Source organism: Dactylosporangium sp. NPDC049525 (assembly GCF_040676755.1).
Taxonomy (GTDB): domain Bacteria; phylum Actinomycetota; class Actinomycetes; order Mycobacteriales; family Micromonosporaceae; genus Dactylosporangium.
This window is the reverse complement of the sequence record NZ_JBFAPO010000060.1, coordinates 42,328-57,932: the sequence shown is the minus strand read 5'-3', so window position 1 is coordinate 57,932 and position 15,605 is coordinate 42,328. Positions and strand designations below refer to the sequence as shown.

The following is a 15,605-nucleotide window of genomic DNA, read 5'->3' as shown; positions in this document are numbered from 1 at the left end:
CCGCCCCCTGCGCACCTAGCCCACGGGCGTCCTAGGCTTCGGCCTGCTCATCGGCTCGGCGGCGTTGATCCAGGTCATCGGCCCGATAAGCCTGATCCTGTTCCCGGCCGGGCTCATGGCCTTGAGCGGTCGCCCCACCTGCTGGACAACCAGCCTGGCCCAGACGATCTCCGGTGGCCGACTCAAAAGGACCTGTCAAAACGGCAATTGCCGGACAACGTCAGTCACCGGGCGTGGACCGGTAACGCCGGCACAGGTCCCGGCCAGCAGCCGCCACTTGCAACATTCCATCGTTCTGCGCACAGAACGATCTACATCGGAACGCACTGTCATCGGCTAGATCCGGTAGCCGTCCTTCACTGGCTTCGCTACTCAACGTAGCTGCGACACGGCTCGATAGCAGACCAACGCGCAACCCGCCGCTGTGATCGCATCCGGCGCTGCAGGCCCTCGACCCCGATCTGCTCGCCGCGGCGATCGGGGCCTGGCTCGCCACAAGGATTCCCGCACCGGCGGCCGGCACCAGACAAGCAATCGCCGTGGACGGCAAGACCCTGCGCGGCTCACGAACCCGTGGCCATACAGCCAGGCACGTCCTGGCCGCCGTCGACCAGCACACCGGCATCGCCTTGGCCAGCACCGACGTCGACACCAAGACCAGCGAGATCACCCGCTTTCACCGCCCTCCTCGATCACCTCGACGACCTGCGCGGAGTCGTGGTGACCGCCGACGCGCTGCACTGCCAACGCGACCACGCCGCCTACCTCGCCAGGCGCGGCGCACACTGATCTTGACCGTCAAAGGCAACCAGCCCAGCCTGCATCAGCAACTGGCCGGCCTGCCATGGCGGCTCGTTCCCGTCGCCGACCGCGCCACCGATCGCGGACACGGCCGCCGAGAGATCCGCACGCTGAAGATCCTGTCCGTCTCCACCGGCATCGACTTTCCCAACGCCGCCCAGGCGATCCAGATCCGACGCCGCCGACGCCGACTCGACGAACCCAGACGCTTCACCACCGAAACCGTTCACGCGATCACGGATCTCCTTGCCCACCAAGCGAAACCGTTCCACCTGGCCGACTGGATCCGCGGGCACTGGTCCATCGAGAACAAGGTCCATTGGGTCCGCGACGTCACCTACGACGAAGACCGGTCTCAGATCCGCACCGGCACCGGCCCGCAAGTCATGGCCGCCATCCGCAACGCCGCCATCGGCGCCTTCCGCCTCGCCGGCGCCACCGACATCGCCTCCGCCACCCGCCACCACGCCCGCGACGCCAACCGCCCACTGGCCCTACTCTGCATCACCTGAACGACTTGCCGGGGCCCTGCCCCCAGGCCCCCGGCAAGTCGTGACAGGCGCCCAGATTGATAATGATGCTCGAACCTGGCGAATTCTTCCGTCAGCTCCTGCCCCGACAATGAGGCTCCGGCCCTGATGGGAAAAGGTGCGATGAAACTCTGGTACGGGCCTCCGGCCCTTCGCCCCCTCGTCGGCATCTGTTTCCTGGTGTTGGGCGCGATGGGCATGCTCGTCCTGATGGCGTCGTTCGTCCTGGCACGGCAGACGCCGTATGACGGTGGCCGGACCGGGACCTTCACGCTCACCGAGTTCACGGGGTGTGACCGGTTCAAGCCACCGGAGCAGCGGTGCGGTTGGTACGGCGATTTCGTCAGCGATGACGGCGCCGTCGTCCGCAGGCGCCAGGAGCTGGTCGGAGGGCTGCCGAAGGGTGCGCAGGCCGGGGAGACCCTGCGCACCCGGGACATCGAACTTTCCGGGCTGATCTACCCGCTCGACCACGAGCCCGAGGGCTTCAGCCAGGCGATCAATTTCGGCACCGTCGTTACGGCGACGTTCGTCATCGGCTTGGCCCTGAGCCGGCCATGGCGGTTCAGAGCATGGCTTCGGTCGAGGTCCAGTCGACCTGCATGATCGTGACGAACTGGGTGACCACCACCACGCCTACAACGCCAACCGACTACTGACCTGCTCGGCATCACCGAACGACTTTGCCGGGGCCCTGGGTGCTGGAGTGGCCGGGTTCCGGTGGAAGTACTCACCACTGCCGCAGCGCGCATGGCCCAAACGGTGCTCGACCGGTATGGCGAAGCCGGCTACAAACAGGCGTGGAGGAACATGCCGTTCCCGAGCGCCGAACTGGCCATACTGCAAGGCGAACGCGCATAGCCGCCCCATCCTCATACTTGGGCGGCGCCAACTTCACCATGTTCGCGACAGAGCCGAGTTCGGGACCCACCCATGTGGATAGATTGCGGGCGAGCTCCGGTTGCGGCGGATCCGGACGCCAAATTCAGGTGGTCTTCGGTGCGGTACGCGACGATGATCGTCAGGTGGACGGGTCTAGTGAGCTGCCGCCGGTGTGGTTCAGCGCAACAGTACGGTTCGCCTCCTACACTGAGGACGCCGGCTACTTCATGCCCAGCGTGTCGGTCTACACGTTCCAGGCGATCGATCACGAGGCCGCGTTTGTCCGGGTGCTGGAGATCGGGCGGGCCGAGGAACGCACGTACGTCAACGCCGAGGACGTCCGCGTCCGCATCGCCATGACAGAGGTCGAGACGCTCAACATGCTCGGCGACGACCTGGACTGCACCGAGGTCTTCTGGTGGCCGGGCGAAGAGCAGGCCACGTCTCCCTACACCTGGGATCGCACCTTCACGCCGGAAACGTCGACGCTGTCCACCGCCTTGTAACAGCCGGTCCCGACATCCGCGCATCGGCAGATGCGTGCACCCGCAACGCTTCACCTATTGCACTAGCCCGGTCGCCGACCTCGTTGGCAGCCTCATGCTGAATCTCGGCGTCTTCCCCCGCTGACGCCGGCGTCCGCAACGGGGCCACGCCGGGGTCGGCAATTCGTGCCGCGCTGATCGCGTCGACGTGCGTGACCGCCTGTTCGAGCAGCATGGCCACTACCGTGTCGAACGGCGCGCCAGGCGGCTCTCAGCGTCCGGGGGTTACGCCCAGCCGATCCAGCCCGGCGCTCGGCAACGGTAGCCGCTACTACCCGCCTACTCGGTCGTTGGCCGTCATGGTCGGGTGTCGCCCTTCCGAAGTGCTGACACAACAGTGCTGGCTCTACGTACCTGGGGTTCCTATCCGGTATTCGATTGCGCGGATTGCTGCAACCGCTGCCGCGCCAATGTCCGGGTCAGTGATGTGCGGCTTGAGCAGCTCGGCGGTGCTCCGCGTGCCGATGTGGGCGAGGGCGCCAACGAGGTGCCGTCGGGCGTCGTGGGCAGGACCGTTGTCGAAGGTTGCGGTGATCCGGTCCGGGCTTTCGATGCACCACTCAAGCAGCTTCCGGCATTGGTCCGGCCAAGTAGTGAGCAGCCGCTCGTAGGACGAGGGCTGCATCAGCTCTCTTCTCCAAGTGCTGACGGACTGCAGGTGTGCGAGTACGTCAACGGCGGCCGCTGCGAGAGGGCCGCGCAGTTCTGTCCACAGCGCCGTCAACTCGACGGTGTAGTTGTTGCTGCCGACGATCGCGGCGAACAGCAGTTCGTCGACGATGCGCCACGCCCGCTTGGGGGACTGGTCATCGGTCGGGGGTGCCGCAGGAAGGCGATTGGCAAGTCTCGCCCACCCGTGCAGGGCAATGAGGTGTGCGCACACGACCTCCTGCCGGAAGGGATGGCTCCAGTCGAGGTAGAGGACCGCGTCGCGGAGCACCTCACGGGTGTCGTCGTCGGCATGGTCGAGGCGCTCGACGATCTCTGCCATGATCCAGTCGCGGTTACAAGGGAACGTGCTGCTGCGCGCGGCCAGAACATGCAGCCGCAGCGACTCCGTGTCCTCAAGGGCCGAGATGACCTCGCTGTATGGTCCGTGCAGCCGCTGGTCTTCGAAGTGCATACCGATCATGCCCTGGGCGGCCTGCCACGCCTGAGAGTCGGCCGGCGCGGCGAGGATCCCGGCGATCTGCGCCCGGATGGACTCCTCGGTATTCAACGGCTCGAGTGCGTCGTAGGCCGCCAGCGTCTCGAACAGCAGGCTGTTCAGCATGATGCTGTCTCGGCCGCACTCATCCAGTGCGGTTCGCATGCGCTGACGGGTGACCTCGTCCGCGCGGTACGCCGATTCTTCTGCGGCCGTCAACGCGGTAAGGCGCATGTGGTAACCGCCGACCTTCCACGCAGCGGAGAATACGTCAGGCAGCAACATCAGGTCGGCGGGATCTTCGGAATCGATCAGCAGCAGGGCTGCTGTGAGCCGACCCCACCGACGCTGGCCAGGCAACGTCCATAAGATACGTGTCGGCGACTGTCCGGCCAGCCGTCGTCGCCTGTTCCAGCCGCGCTCGCAGCCGTTGACAACCACTGACACGGCCAACCGGCGCCGTTCGCGGTCGTTGCCGTACTGAAGTCTGCCGTACGTCGCTTGGACGACGACGCTGACCGCCGACCTGTGTCCTTCAGCTCGCAGCCGACGCATCTCCTCGGCGCAGCGGCTATCGCTGCGATCGAGGAGAGTCCCGACTTCGCTGAGAAAGTAGCCGTCCGCAAGGCAGGCCCCCGCCGCCCCAAGCAGCGCCTGCTGCCGGATGCTTCGTGATACGTCGGCGGTCCAGTAGCTCGACCAGTCGACATCCGGCATACCGTCGTCCCGCACCAGCCGGGCTTCGTCGACGGCCGCGCAAGCATCTGTGAGAACTGCCGAGACTTCCGTGCTGATGGCCTGCGCGGTCGCGGTTCCGTACTCCCCGCGGACGGCGGCGCACAGCAGATCGACGTCAGCCATCTCAAGGAGAAGGTCACGTTTGCGGTGCGGATCGGGTTCGAGCGCGACGACGTGATCGTGCAGATCGAGGTTACGGGGATCGCGGAGCGCCTCGGCGAGGGCATGACTGTCGGCGGCGTCGAGCAGGAGGTGCTCCGCGGCGAGGAACCGGGCCAAGGTCTCATGACGGAACGCGACGTGGCCTTGCGTCGGGTTAAGCAACGGCGAACCCAGTACCGCGTCGATGACTGTTTCTTGGCCGCTTGCACCGGCGCCCCGGTGCAGCGTCACCCTGGCTTCCAGCAGGCTCAACGATCCCCGCATCTTCTGGCCCATCTCACAGGCGAGCCGACGCAACCCGGCACGAGTCTGCTCTGCCGGACACAGCCGGGAGATGTACGCATCGAACAGCTCAGCGGGGGTAGTGCCCGAGGACAGTGACTCCCCGCATTCGACTGCCATCGCCAGTTCCATAGGGGTCCGGAACGCTTCGGCGCCAACCAGTCCGCCCGGTCGGCCGTAGGCGGAGAGCAGCGCGCTTCGTGCGTTGTCGTCGGGCAGGAGAGCATTGAGGACGGCGATCTCCGCGTCGGGGCTTTCGACTGGTTCCGTCGAGGTGATGATGGTCGCCATTGGCCAGCGCAGCCGCAGTGCATTGAGACCCTCGATGAGCTCGCTTCGGTCAGCGGGTGCGCATTCGTTGAGGCCGTCGAGGATGACGACGGCCGCGCTGCCCGTATCGGCGACACGACGAAGCAGCGGTAGACACGCCTCCGTCGTGAACGGGGCGACTGCACGAGACAGCGCATGGCTGAATCGGCCGCGCTGGTACTCGCCGCACCGCACCCAGAGCGGAACACCGCCGGCCGCAGCAACCGCGACAGCGGCATGCCGAGCGGCATGTGACTTGCCGGCGCCGCTCGGCCCGACGAACACGACGGTTCGCTGAGCGGCCACCGCTCCCATCAGGAACTCGAGTGGGTTGGCAATGGCCACCTGCCCGCTGAGCGCTGGCAGCGGCACCAGCGGCGGCATGTTCTGACTGTGTGCTGCCACGAAGCGACGACAGTAGTCCTGCAACGCGGTGATGCTGGCCCGGCGCTCCACCTCCTCAGCGCTGTCGGAGGGTTCACCGACGAGCTGTAGGTATCGGGCGAATGCGGACCAGTGCTCATCGGACCATGCTGGGCGTGGTCCGTCATTGCACAGCAGTTCGAGGAGTTGTCCGTAACCGGCGATGGAGACGTATCGGTGCCTGCCTAGCTGGGAGCCGTCGGGGATGTCCGGGTACGTACAGATGACTGTGTGGATGCTGGAGTAGAACGTGCCGGCTGGACGCGGGACTTCGCCACGGCCGACAAGATCGTGCATGTCGTCGCTGATGCACTGTGTCGTTTGTTGCGCCTGCCGGTAGAAGTTCCGTTCGAGAGGCCGCTGCCGCCCATCGGGCAGTTGCTGCTCCCACAGACCGTTCACATCCGAGACAAGCGGCAACCGCGGATCGACCGTCTTCAGCTCGACGTGGACGAGTCGGTGCGCGGTGCTGACGAGAAAGTCCACCTGGCGCTGGTAGCTGCGTGTGATGAAGTTGGCGTAGATACGCGCCGGGCAACCGCGCCGTTCAAGGTCAACTCGCAGCCGCCGGAGGAACCGACGCTCGTTGTGATCATCGATACGATCCCCGAGGAAGACCTCGCACAGCTGCGCATTCATCTGCTGTCGACGCAACTTCTGGCGACAGCAGGCGCGCAACAGACAATGCCGAGATCTTTCATAGTGCGACGGTAGCGAGCCATGGCCACCGGCGGTAGCTCGCCCTCCCTCCGGATGCCACAGCCGTTCCGACGGCAGCTCTACTGTCTCTTCGTCGCCTGACCGCGCTACTTCGACAGTTCCGCGCCTGGCCGCTGGGCAAGGGCGGCTTGGATGGCGGCGTGCTTCGGAGGTGTTCAAGTCTGCACGTAGCACCCCTGCGTGAACAGGGATGCCTGCGCAGCAGGTCCGGCAGCCCGGTCACAGCTCCCAGGTGCTCATATTGAGGATCGGGCGTACCTCGACCCGCGTGTATGCGGCGTCCGGCGCCTTCGCAGCCCAGGCGACCGCCTCGTCGAGATCCGCGACGTCGATCAGGTAGAAGCCAGCCAGATGTTCTTGGACGTCGGTGTGCGGACCGTCGGAGGTGATCGTCCTGCCGTCGCGCACCGAGACCTGGGTGGCCAGGATAGGGTCGCCCAGTCCTTCGCTGGCCACCAGCACGCCGGCCTCGCGCATTTCCTCGGTCAGCCGCAGGTGACCGAAGCTGAGGTCGGCCCGCTGCTGATCGGTCAGCGTCTCCCAGACGGCGAGGGACTGCGGGTTCGACTGGATCAGGATCACGTACTTCATAGTCTTTCTCCTTCGCTCTTGTCCGGGATGTCGAAACTGGCAGAGCCGGCTTCGACATCCTCGGCTCAACCGGGCACCTCGTCTGTAGTTGCGAGTGAGACCGAGGCTGTGCCGCGTCGACCGACCCTGGCTGGTGACGAACGAGCAAGAGTCGGTGCCGGTTCGGGATAGGCGCCTCGTGCTGAGCCTCGACCGGCATACCCCCACGGACTGAGGTGATCAGGAGCGCTGGGTCCGCGGCCGCTGTTCGGAGGCGGGCCGCAGCCGAAGGAAGGCGACAGGCTGCGATGGGCTTAGCCGCTGCAAGCGAGGCTCACCGTCGGGGCTTTGGGTCTTGGTCGACTGCCGTCTTACCCGGAGCCTCGATCCACCGTCGCCGGATCTGGGACACTGGCGCGGGTAGCAGGATCTGCTTGGAGGTCGAGTCGAGTCCCCCAGTTGTGGCGACAATAGTGGTGAGTCTGATCGACCATCAAATTTCGCCCGTGGCGGCAAATGATGATTCGGCCGGGTTGCCGTGGTTCGATCGAAAGCGACGGTAGCGCAGAAGCCATGCATCGACCTCGGACAGTGGCTCGGTTCGTAGGGTGTACATTCGCCGCTGGGCCTCGGCCCGCACCTTGACCAGGCCGACCGTGCGCAGCACGCGAAGATGCCGCGAGATGGCCGGTTGAGTCAATCCGGCAAACGCTGCCGCGAAGTCGCCGGATGAACGTTCGCCGTGAGTCAGCAGGTCAAGCATGCGCCGACGCGTCGGATTGGCCAATGCGGCGAAAACGTCCACCTGGAAAGTCTAGGGTATAGGAGTACACCTATGCGTCCTTCGGATAGCTGCTTGCAGGCGTTCATAAAACTTGCTCGACGGTGGGAGTAGGTGGTTCGGCGCCAACTACTTCGACTCTTGTATGTTGTTGGCAAAGAGCCAATCGGCGATGCAGTGATCATGCGAGTGTGAACCCTGCGAACTGTGGCTCGGCAGGATTGTCGCGACTACAGGCCCGGTGTGGCGGTGTTTTCGCTGCTCGATGGGCCACTGGCCAGGTCGGCTGCCTCGGCGAGGCCGTGGAGCGCGGCTGCCAGGTCTCGGAGCCGTTCGGCGCGCAGTGTGTACATACGACGCTGGCCGCTGCGGTGCGACCGGACAACGTCCGCGCGCTCGAGGGTCTGTAGGTGTTTGGTCGTCTGCGGCTGGTGTGCTCCGCTGAGCTGGGCGAGGATCCCGACCGACTGAGGCCGCACGGCCAGCAGGCAGACTAGCCGCCATCGTGCCGGTTCAGCAAGCGCGGCGAGGAGTACGTCCATTCCACAAGTATGCAGCATTGTCAATGTAGATGGGGAACGTTGCTGATCATGCGGTCGTCGTCTCGCGCCGTCCGCCATCACTCGAATTCGGGCAGCGTGCTGGCCGCCCAGGCATCCACGGGCCCCGTCGGCATTCATTGGCGAGGGTCGGGGTAGTGATCGCGCGTGGCCGCGGCGATGGTGGATGCAGGATGCGCACCGCCGCTGCGGCAAATGAGCGTTCGCGGCGTTGGCCCTGGGTTCTGTCGATCCGCGCCATGCGGCGACGCCGAGCAGGTCTCGGTGCCGCAGCAACGCACTGGGCAGTGCAAAGGGCATGCATCAATTGTCGCGGCTCACCACATTCCCGGGCCGGCTGTGTCTGGGCCGCCTCCCCGCGATCGTGCCGAGGTCCTCGCCGTGCGGACCGGGCAATGTCGGACCGCACGCATGGAGACGTGGCAGGCGTCCGTCGCTGTCTAGGGTGCTGGCATGGCCGCGTCGCATCGGATGGGATGCGGTGGGTGGCCGGAGCCGCCCTCGGCAGCGATGAGAGGGGATTGCCATGTCCGTTTACGACGCCAACCCAGCTGCGCTCGAGCCGAGCGAGTTCGCCCAGATAGTGAAGCGCAGTTCGGCCGACGAACTGTACCGGCTTGTGACCGGCGAGCAGCGCCGCGAGGTTCTCGACGTGGTCTTCGTCCGCATGCCGGGCGTGTTCCGCGCCGACCGGGCAGGTTCGCTGAAGGCGGTGCTGCATTGGAAGGTCGGTGACCGCCCAGGTGGCGGTGCTGACACCTACGAGCTCGTCATTGCCGATCGTACCTGCACGCTGTCTCCCGCACCGGACCGTTCGGCGACCCTGGAACTGAGCATCGGTGCCGTCGACTTTCTGAAGATGGTGACGGGCAATGCGAATCCGATCGCACTGTTCATGCTCGGCAAGCTCAAGACGAAGGGCGACGTCGGGCTCACAGCCCGGATCCCGAATCTGTTCGACGTGCCGAGGGCGTGACTGCGACTGCATCGGCTTGCCGTTTCCAGTCGTATGGTCGGTGTGACCCCGGGACGTTGAGGTACTGGTTGAGGATCTGCCGTTCGGCGCGTCGGGTGCGGTGAGAACGGTTTGCTGCCGCGACGTCGTCAGACCGTCGCGGTAGCGGCGCGGCCGGACCGGTCAGATCCCGGACCGGTCCGGCAGGGAATCTGACCGTAGCAGCGCAGCAGGGCTGCCGCAGCCGCGATCCGGAACGCCCCGAACATCGCGGATGCAGATTGTGCGACGGTCGGCAGGCACGTGGAATGCCGGGCGCGCCAGTTCCTCACCTACTACGTATCTATCGCCCAGCCGAGCGTCATTTGTGTGCCGCTGACGGCAGCGCGCCGGAACGGTGGTCGACTGCCGAACGCCCGCCACCCGCATCGGGACTGTCAACCGACGATTCTCCGGCATGCCCGGCGCCGCCATCTGGGCCATCTGGGCCGACTGATCCGCTGTCCGACACGGGCGTATACGGCTACGCGAAATGGGTGCCGGCCTCGGCTCGACCCTTGTCGAAGGACCGTTTCTGGTCATGCGGGCAATGGCTGCGTCCCATGCCGCCGCGCCGTCTGCAGGCCCGTCAACTACCACGGGAACCTTTGTGACGATCCTTGCTCGCCGCTCAGCGGGCGATGGCCGCCGCCTGCACCGCGGCAGGCAAGACCTACCGGGCCGGGACGCGGGTGCGACGGACCCGGCGTGCCGATGGGCGTCCGCTGGGTGTCAGGCCGACGATCTACCGGTTGGCAGGCGGGCGCCGATGGACCGGGCAGCCGTGATGGCCGCCCATGAGGCCGCTGCTACTAGCGAGGTGTCCAGCGGGTCGAAGCGCCTGAAGTCGGCAATGACGGCATCGCCGACCTGGTACGCCGACTGCGCCGTCAGCAGCACGAGGCGACCCGGTGCCAGTTCATCATCGGGTACACCGGCCAGCACGGTGTCCACCCAGGACGCCGACAGGCCGGGAGGGGTGCCGTCCCATTCGGACAGTCGCGATTGTGCGATGTCTCGGATGCGCTCCGGGACGACGGATGCCGCGGCGCTCTCGATGGCCGCGCTGGCGCGGGCCAGCGCCTCTGCGATGCGGGTCGGCCCGGCCCACGCTATGTCCGGCGGCACGGACGTGCGTGGAAGCAGCTCCAGCGCTGTGCTCGGGGAGAGGGAATGCTGGGCGATGGAACTCATGACACGACCGGCCATCCACAGTGCGGTCCGCCGGGCCGGGCCGGGCAGCGGCGGCAGGGGCGAGCGCTGCAGGAAGACGCTGACCATGCGGTTGATGTAGTGGAAGACCACCGCCACGCCACCGAGTTCCGGCAATTGCGCTGCGGGGAATGGCACCGCGGCGTCGAGGACCGGACTGCGGGCCCATCGGACGATGCTGCGTAGTTGAGGGTCGCCGACGTCATCGATCCGGTCAGCGGCGATCGCTGCGGCGTCATGCCGGCCGTCCGGGCCGCTGAGGCCGCCGAGGCCGGTGAGGGTGGCGCCGTGGATGTCGACGCAGTACGGGCAGGCGTTGGCGGCGGAGACGGCGGCGGCGACGGCCTCCTTCGTCACGCGCGTAACGGTCCCGGAGGCGAGCAGGGTTTCGCGCAGCATGATCCAGGCAGCGGCGAGCACATCCGGGGCGGGGGAGTGCAGCGCAATCGGTGGGGCGAGCATTCCGAAGTCGCGTTCAACCTGCCGATAGACCTGTTTGACGAGGCCGGTCGCGTTCGTCGGGTCGGTCGGCGTTACGTATCGGACGTGGGCAAGCGCGGCGCGGCGGGTCGCGCGGGTCGTGAGCAACGCGGTCAAGGAAGCCTCGCAGAGGTGACGGGAGCCCGCCGTGAGACCTCCCGGCGGGCTCCGTTGGTTGGAAGGACTCAGAGAGGTCTGAAAGGTCAGAGGGGTCAGGGAGGGCTCGGGCGAGCGCAGACGAGGCTCAGGATCGGTCGAGCGCTGGACGCCGGGCAACGGACATGCCAGTCGGCGACGGCGCCCCGTATCTGACGGCAACGTCGCGATCCTGCAACGCCCGCACGATGCCGGGAACTGCGCGTTCGGCGAGCGCGGAGATGGTCAGGGCAGGGTTGACGGTGAGGGCGCCCGGCACCGCGGAGCCGTCCGTGACGAAGATACCGGGGTGGCCGCGCAGCTCGTGGGTGTCGTCGAGAGCGGACGTGGCCGGGTCGTCGCCGATGCGGCACGAGGCGAGCGGGTGGACCGTGTAGGCGCCGACGAGGTCGTTGGTCCATGGTGTCACTGTCGCCAGCCCGTCACGTTCCAGGATGTCCTTGACGTCGGCGTCGGAGAGGTCCCAGCCCCGGCGGGTGTTCTTCGTCGGCTTGTATGACAGCGGGCCGTGCCCGAGCATCTGTTGCGACATCCGGTGGGCGTTGCCGGTCTCCGGCGGTGCGCCGAACACGCCTTCGTTATCGTCCTCCGACATCGTGAAGACGGTCAGCCACGACCTCCACGTGCGCAGCATCTCCTTCTTCTCCACACCGAACCAGCTGGCCGCGTTCGGCTCCTTGACCTGCGCAAGGATCGTGCCGAGACCGGGCGGGAAGTACAGCTGTTCCAGCGAGTAACGCTCGTACTCCGGCAGGGTGCCGTCGAGCTTGTCCCAGCTGGCGACCGTCGGGCCGCGGCCGATCTGGTACGCCTCGTAAGGCACGCCGTCGCCGCGGTCCAGGCCGAGGACGTCGCGGATGCGGTCCTCGTCGAAGATCGCGGTGTTGAGCCGCTCACCGTTCCCCGAAAAGTACCGGCCGACAGCGTGGGGCATGGCGCCGAGCGCTGCCTCGGAGCGCTGCAGGATGACCGGCGTGGCGCCGGCGCCAGCGGCGATGATGACGATCTTCGCGTCGATCGCGCCCTCGCCGTGCAGGATGCGGTAGTCCTCGTCGTCGACGATGCGGTAGTGCACCCGGTACGAGCGGTCGAGGTGTCGGGTGATGCGCTGCACCTCGTGCAGCGGCCGGATCTGTGCACCGTGCGCGATCGCGCCGGGCAGGTAGTTGAGCAGGAGGGAGCGTTTCGCGTCGAACCGGCAGCCGGCCATCATCCAATTGCAATTGGTGCACATGTCAACGTCGACTGCTGATGGCGACGGATTTGCGGTGCGCCCGGCGTGCGCGCACGCGGCGGCGAACAGGCCACCGGCGTACGGCACTTGGTCCCAGCGCTGCGGGACGACCGGCAGGGCCTCGCTGACCACGTCGTACCACGGGTCGAGGGTGTCGCGGGTGATTCTGCCCGGCCACATGCGACGGCCGATGCTTCCACGGCGTTCAAAGACGAAGCGCGGAGCCCGCGGCATCGTGGCGAAGTACACCACGCTGCCGCCGCCTACGCAGTTCCCGCCGAGGACGCTCATGCCGTCACCGACGACGAAGTCGAACGCCCGTGTGTACGAGGAACCAAGCTTGAAGTCGTGTTCGAAATCCTGCGGTTCCAGCCAGGGGCCTCGTTCCAGGACGACCACCTTTGCACCGCCGGCGGCGAGGTGATACGCGGTGATCGCGCCGCCGAATCCGCTGCCGATCACCAGGACGTCGGTCGATTCCACGTACGTCATGCCGGGCTCCCGGTCGGGGTCGTATTGGGATGGACGGAGGCGAGCTGCCGGCCGTAGGAGAACCGTGGGAAGCGCCACAGTCCGTCGGCGTCGGCGGTCGCATAGCCGATCGCGTGCAGACCGGGGTGGCCCGCGGCGAGGGCGTCGGTGGTGTGTACGTGGGCTGCGCTGTCGTAGGCCATGTTGCTGAACAGGGCAAGTCCGATCCAGACCTGCTTCTCTGGGTGCCCAGGGTCGGTGAGTCGACGCACGAGCGCAGTGCGGTGCGCGAACTCCAGGGCGACGAACGGGGGAACGGCGTCGTCGAGGATGAGGTCGTGCTCGGCGGCGTATTCGCCGGCATGCACATTGAGCAGGACGGCGATGGTGTCCAGCTGGTCGGCGAGTCCGCCGGCGGACCATGTCAGCAGTTCCAGCGCGCCGGCGGCGACTGCGCCGCCTCCGGGTGCCGCGCCTGCGCACACTCGATCACCTGGGAAGCGTTGTTCCCCAGGGATGATGGTGTCCGCGTATGCCTCGATGACCATCGCCTGTTCCGGGTCAATATCCACGTCGGACACGCTGGTGGCAGGGGTATCGGATAGCACGGCTACTCCTGACGGGGGACGCGAAACGAACTAGCGCATCGTCTCTGCCGCGGCAGCGACTGTGCATCTCCAGCCGTGCTTCTGAAACACGCTTCTTCGAACGTGCGCAATTCGCGATAACGCGCTGTTCGGCGGTACCTGAGCGCTGACTCCGCCGTTAGTGTGGCGCAGCAGCGGGGTGGCTGCGGGTATTAAGGCCATCACCGCAATCAATGCCATCACCGCAGTCGACGGGAGGGGCTTGTGGTCGTCAGTCGAGTGGCTTCCTCGGTGGCACAGCGACAGGTCAGATACGTAACGCCGGTGTCGCTGGCAGACGCCTCGGGCACAGTCGCTGAAGTCTATGCACAGGTTGCGGACGAGATGCGGCTCGTCGTGCCGCCGGCGCAGCTGCACTCACCGTCCCCGGATGTCCTCGCCGCCTACTGGATGCTCACTCGCGAACCACTGGCCGGCACTGCGGTCGGCCGCGCGGAGAAGGAAGCGGTCGCCGCAGCGGTCGCGGTCGCCAACATCTGCCCCTACTGCGTGGAGATGCACACCGTCGGCATGTATGACCTGAGCGGCGAGCACGACGCGGAGGCAGTGGCCAGCGATCGGGTCGAAACCGTGACCGACCCGGCGCTGCGCGCTGTGATCGCCTGGGCTCGCACTGCCCACCAGCTCGACGACGTCGCACCGCAGCGGCCCGGGCTGACCGAGGCGGAGCGGGCCGAGATCGTCGGTGTCGTCGTCGCATTCCACTATGTGAGCCGTGTGGTGAACGTGTTCCTGTCCAGTTTCCTGCTGCCACCGGGTCTCGGCCCGAGGTCGCGGCGGCGGATGAAGCAAGGGATTAGCCGGCTGTTGCGCCCGACGCTGCGTACCCCCCGGGCAGGCGGCCGTTCCGTGGGCCTGCTCGCTGCGGCGCCGGCACCGGCCGACATGACGTGGTCCGCCGGCAACGACAACATCGCCGCGGCTGTCGCCCGGTCGTGCCGGACGTTCGAGGCTGCCGGGGCGCGGTCACTGCCGATTGGAGTCCGCCGGCTCGTCCTGGACCGGCTGGAGGCGTGGCGCGGCGAGGAGACCGGTCTGAGCACCGCCTGGTGCGAAGACCTGATCGCGGATCTGCCGACGCACGAGCGGGCCGCAGGACGGCTGGCGCTCCTGACGGCGGTGTCGTCGTATCAGGTCGACGAGGGCGTGATCGCCGAGTTTCGCCGGTTCGACCCTTCCGACGCCGGTCTTGTGGACGCGGTCGCCTGGTCGGCGTTCGCCGCGTCACGGCTGATCGGCAACAGGTTGGCGGCCGCGCGGACGTCCGCGCTGCCGGTGGTGGGCAACGTCGGAGCAATGAAGGAGTCCGAATGGCACAACTCGGGTTGGCGCAACCGCGACAGGGCGGCCTGAACGGCCGGTTCCACCGGATCGCGCTGAACGTGTTCATGGTGGTGGTCCTGGCCCACTGGGCCGAGCATCTGGCGCAGGCATACCAGATCTGGGTGCTGCACTGGCCGCTGCCGAAGTCGAGGGGTGTGCTGGGGCTGGCCTACCCGTGGCTGGTGAAAGGTGAATGGCTGCACTACGGCTACGCCCTGGTGATGCTGGTCGCGTTGTTCCTGCTGCGCGGCGCGTTCGCCGGACGAGCCCGGACCTGGTGGACCATTGCACTGGCCATCCAGTTCTGGCATCACATCGAGCACCTGCTGCTGTTCCTGCAGGCACAGACCGGACACTTCATGTTCGGCAAGGCAGTGCCCACCAGCGTGCTGCAGACGGTGTTCCCGCGGGTGGAGCTGCACCTGTTCTACAACACCATCGTCTTTCTGCCGATGGTCGTAGCGGTGATCCTGCACATGCGTCCAAACCGGGCCGAGGCCCGTGAAGCGCCCTGCACCTGTGCCCGGCCGCTGGCCTTGGCCGGCTCTGTATGAACATGACTGCGGCGACGAGCGGAGCCCGTCCCGGCGGGCCCCGGTCGGCGCTGCGGTTGGCGGGCATTTGGCTGTTCGCCGTGA

At 66.7% G+C, this 15,605-nt stretch carries 13 protein-coding genes; 6 read left to right on the top strand and 7 right to left on the bottom strand.

What is annotated here, in order from left to right:
* The first annotated feature begins 440 nt into the window (after nucleotides 1-440).
* From AB0K00_RS47395 to AB0K00_RS47385, 3 genes are all read left to right on the top strand, one after another.
* Nucleotides 441-1,313, top strand: a complete 873-nt coding sequence (locus tag AB0K00_RS47395; RefSeq protein ID WP_363536299.1) for an ISAs1 family transposase — start codon at nucleotides 441-443, stop codon at nucleotides 1,311-1,313.
* A 141-nt stretch (nucleotides 1,314-1,454) separates the two neighbouring features.
* Entirely contained in the window at nucleotides 1,455-1,937 is a 483-nt protein-coding gene (locus AB0K00_RS47390) for a hypothetical protein (RefSeq protein WP_363536252.1), read from the top strand.
* 419 nt (nucleotides 1,938-2,356) lie between these two features.
* Complete coding sequence (locus tag AB0K00_RS47385; protein WP_363536249.1) at nucleotides 2,357-2,719, top strand: DUF4288 domain-containing protein; 363 nt, start codon at nucleotides 2,357-2,359, stop codon at nucleotides 2,717-2,719.
* A 385-nt stretch (nucleotides 2,720-3,104) separates the two neighbouring features.
* Here the strand turns inward: AB0K00_RS47385 and AB0K00_RS47380 are convergent, their stop codons facing one another.
* The 4 genes from AB0K00_RS47380 to AB0K00_RS47365 form a co-directional block, all read right to left on the bottom strand.
* Nucleotides 3,105-6,458, bottom strand: a complete 3,354-nt coding sequence (locus tag AB0K00_RS47380) for an NERD domain-containing protein (RefSeq protein ID WP_363536246.1) — start codon at nucleotides 6,456-6,458, stop codon at nucleotides 3,105-3,107.
* A gap of 300 nt (nucleotides 6,459-6,758) precedes the next feature.
* Nucleotides 6,759-7,130, bottom strand: a complete 372-nt coding sequence (locus tag AB0K00_RS47375) for a YciI family protein (protein ID WP_363536243.1) — start codon at nucleotides 7,128-7,130, stop codon at nucleotides 6,759-6,761.
* 472 nt (nucleotides 7,131-7,602) lie between these two features.
* The gene (locus AB0K00_RS47370) at nucleotides 7,603-7,914 is read right to left on the bottom strand and encodes a metalloregulator ArsR/SmtB family transcription factor (RefSeq protein ID WP_363536240.1); all 312 of its coding nucleotides are present in this window, start codon (nucleotides 7,912-7,914) and stop codon (nucleotides 7,603-7,605) included.
* Nucleotides 7,915-8,120: 206 nt separating this feature from the next.
* Nucleotides 8,121-8,432: a metalloregulator ArsR/SmtB family transcription factor gene (locus AB0K00_RS47365; protein WP_363536237.1), complete on the bottom strand. Its 312-nt coding sequence runs from the start codon at nucleotides 8,430-8,432 to the stop codon at nucleotides 8,121-8,123.
* Nucleotides 8,433-8,976: 544 nt separating this feature from the next.
* On the opposite strand from AB0K00_RS47365, the gene AB0K00_RS47360 reads away from it, so the two are divergent.
* The gene (locus AB0K00_RS47360) at nucleotides 8,977-9,426 is read left to right on the top strand and encodes an SCP2 sterol-binding domain-containing protein (RefSeq protein ID WP_363536234.1); all 450 of its coding nucleotides are present in this window, start codon (nucleotides 8,977-8,979) and stop codon (nucleotides 9,424-9,426) included.
* A gap of 750 nt (nucleotides 9,427-10,176) precedes the next feature.
* Here AB0K00_RS47360 and AB0K00_RS47355 read toward each other — a convergent pair.
* The 3 genes from AB0K00_RS47355 to AB0K00_RS47345 all read right to left on the bottom strand — a co-directional run bounded on the left by AB0K00_RS47355 (nucleotide 10,177) and on the right by AB0K00_RS47345 (nucleotide 13,545).
* Nucleotides 10,177-11,253, bottom strand: coding sequence for a carboxymuconolactone decarboxylase family protein (locus AB0K00_RS47355; RefSeq protein ID WP_363536232.1), 1,077 nt, complete (start codon nucleotides 11,251-11,253; stop codon nucleotides 10,177-10,179).
* 127 nt (nucleotides 11,254-11,380) lie between these two features.
* Nucleotides 11,381-13,018 carry a GMC family oxidoreductase gene (locus AB0K00_RS47350; protein ID WP_363536229.1) on the bottom strand — a complete coding sequence of 546 codons (1,638 nt, stop codon included), beginning with the start codon at nucleotides 13,016-13,018 and terminating at the stop codon, nucleotides 11,381-11,383.
* A complete protein-coding gene (locus AB0K00_RS47345) occupies nucleotides 13,015-13,545 on the bottom strand; it encodes a DUF5987 family protein (protein ID WP_363536296.1) in 531 nt (176 codons plus the stop codon). Before AB0K00_RS47345 ends, AB0K00_RS47350 begins: the two co-directional genes overlap by 4 nt.
* A 423-nt stretch (nucleotides 13,546-13,968) precedes the next feature.
* Between AB0K00_RS47345 and AB0K00_RS47340 the strand changes: the two genes are divergently transcribed.
* Nucleotides 13,969-14,997, top strand: a complete 1,029-nt coding sequence (locus AB0K00_RS47340; RefSeq protein ID WP_363536226.1) for a carboxymuconolactone decarboxylase family protein — start codon at nucleotides 13,969-13,971, stop codon at nucleotides 14,995-14,997.
* A complete protein-coding gene (locus AB0K00_RS47335) occupies nucleotides 14,955-15,521 on the top strand; it encodes a hypothetical protein (protein WP_363536223.1) in 567 nt (188 codons plus the stop codon). The genes AB0K00_RS47340 and AB0K00_RS47335 overlap by 43 nt, the downstream gene beginning before the upstream one ends.
* Nucleotides 15,522-15,605: the final 84 nt, after the last annotated feature.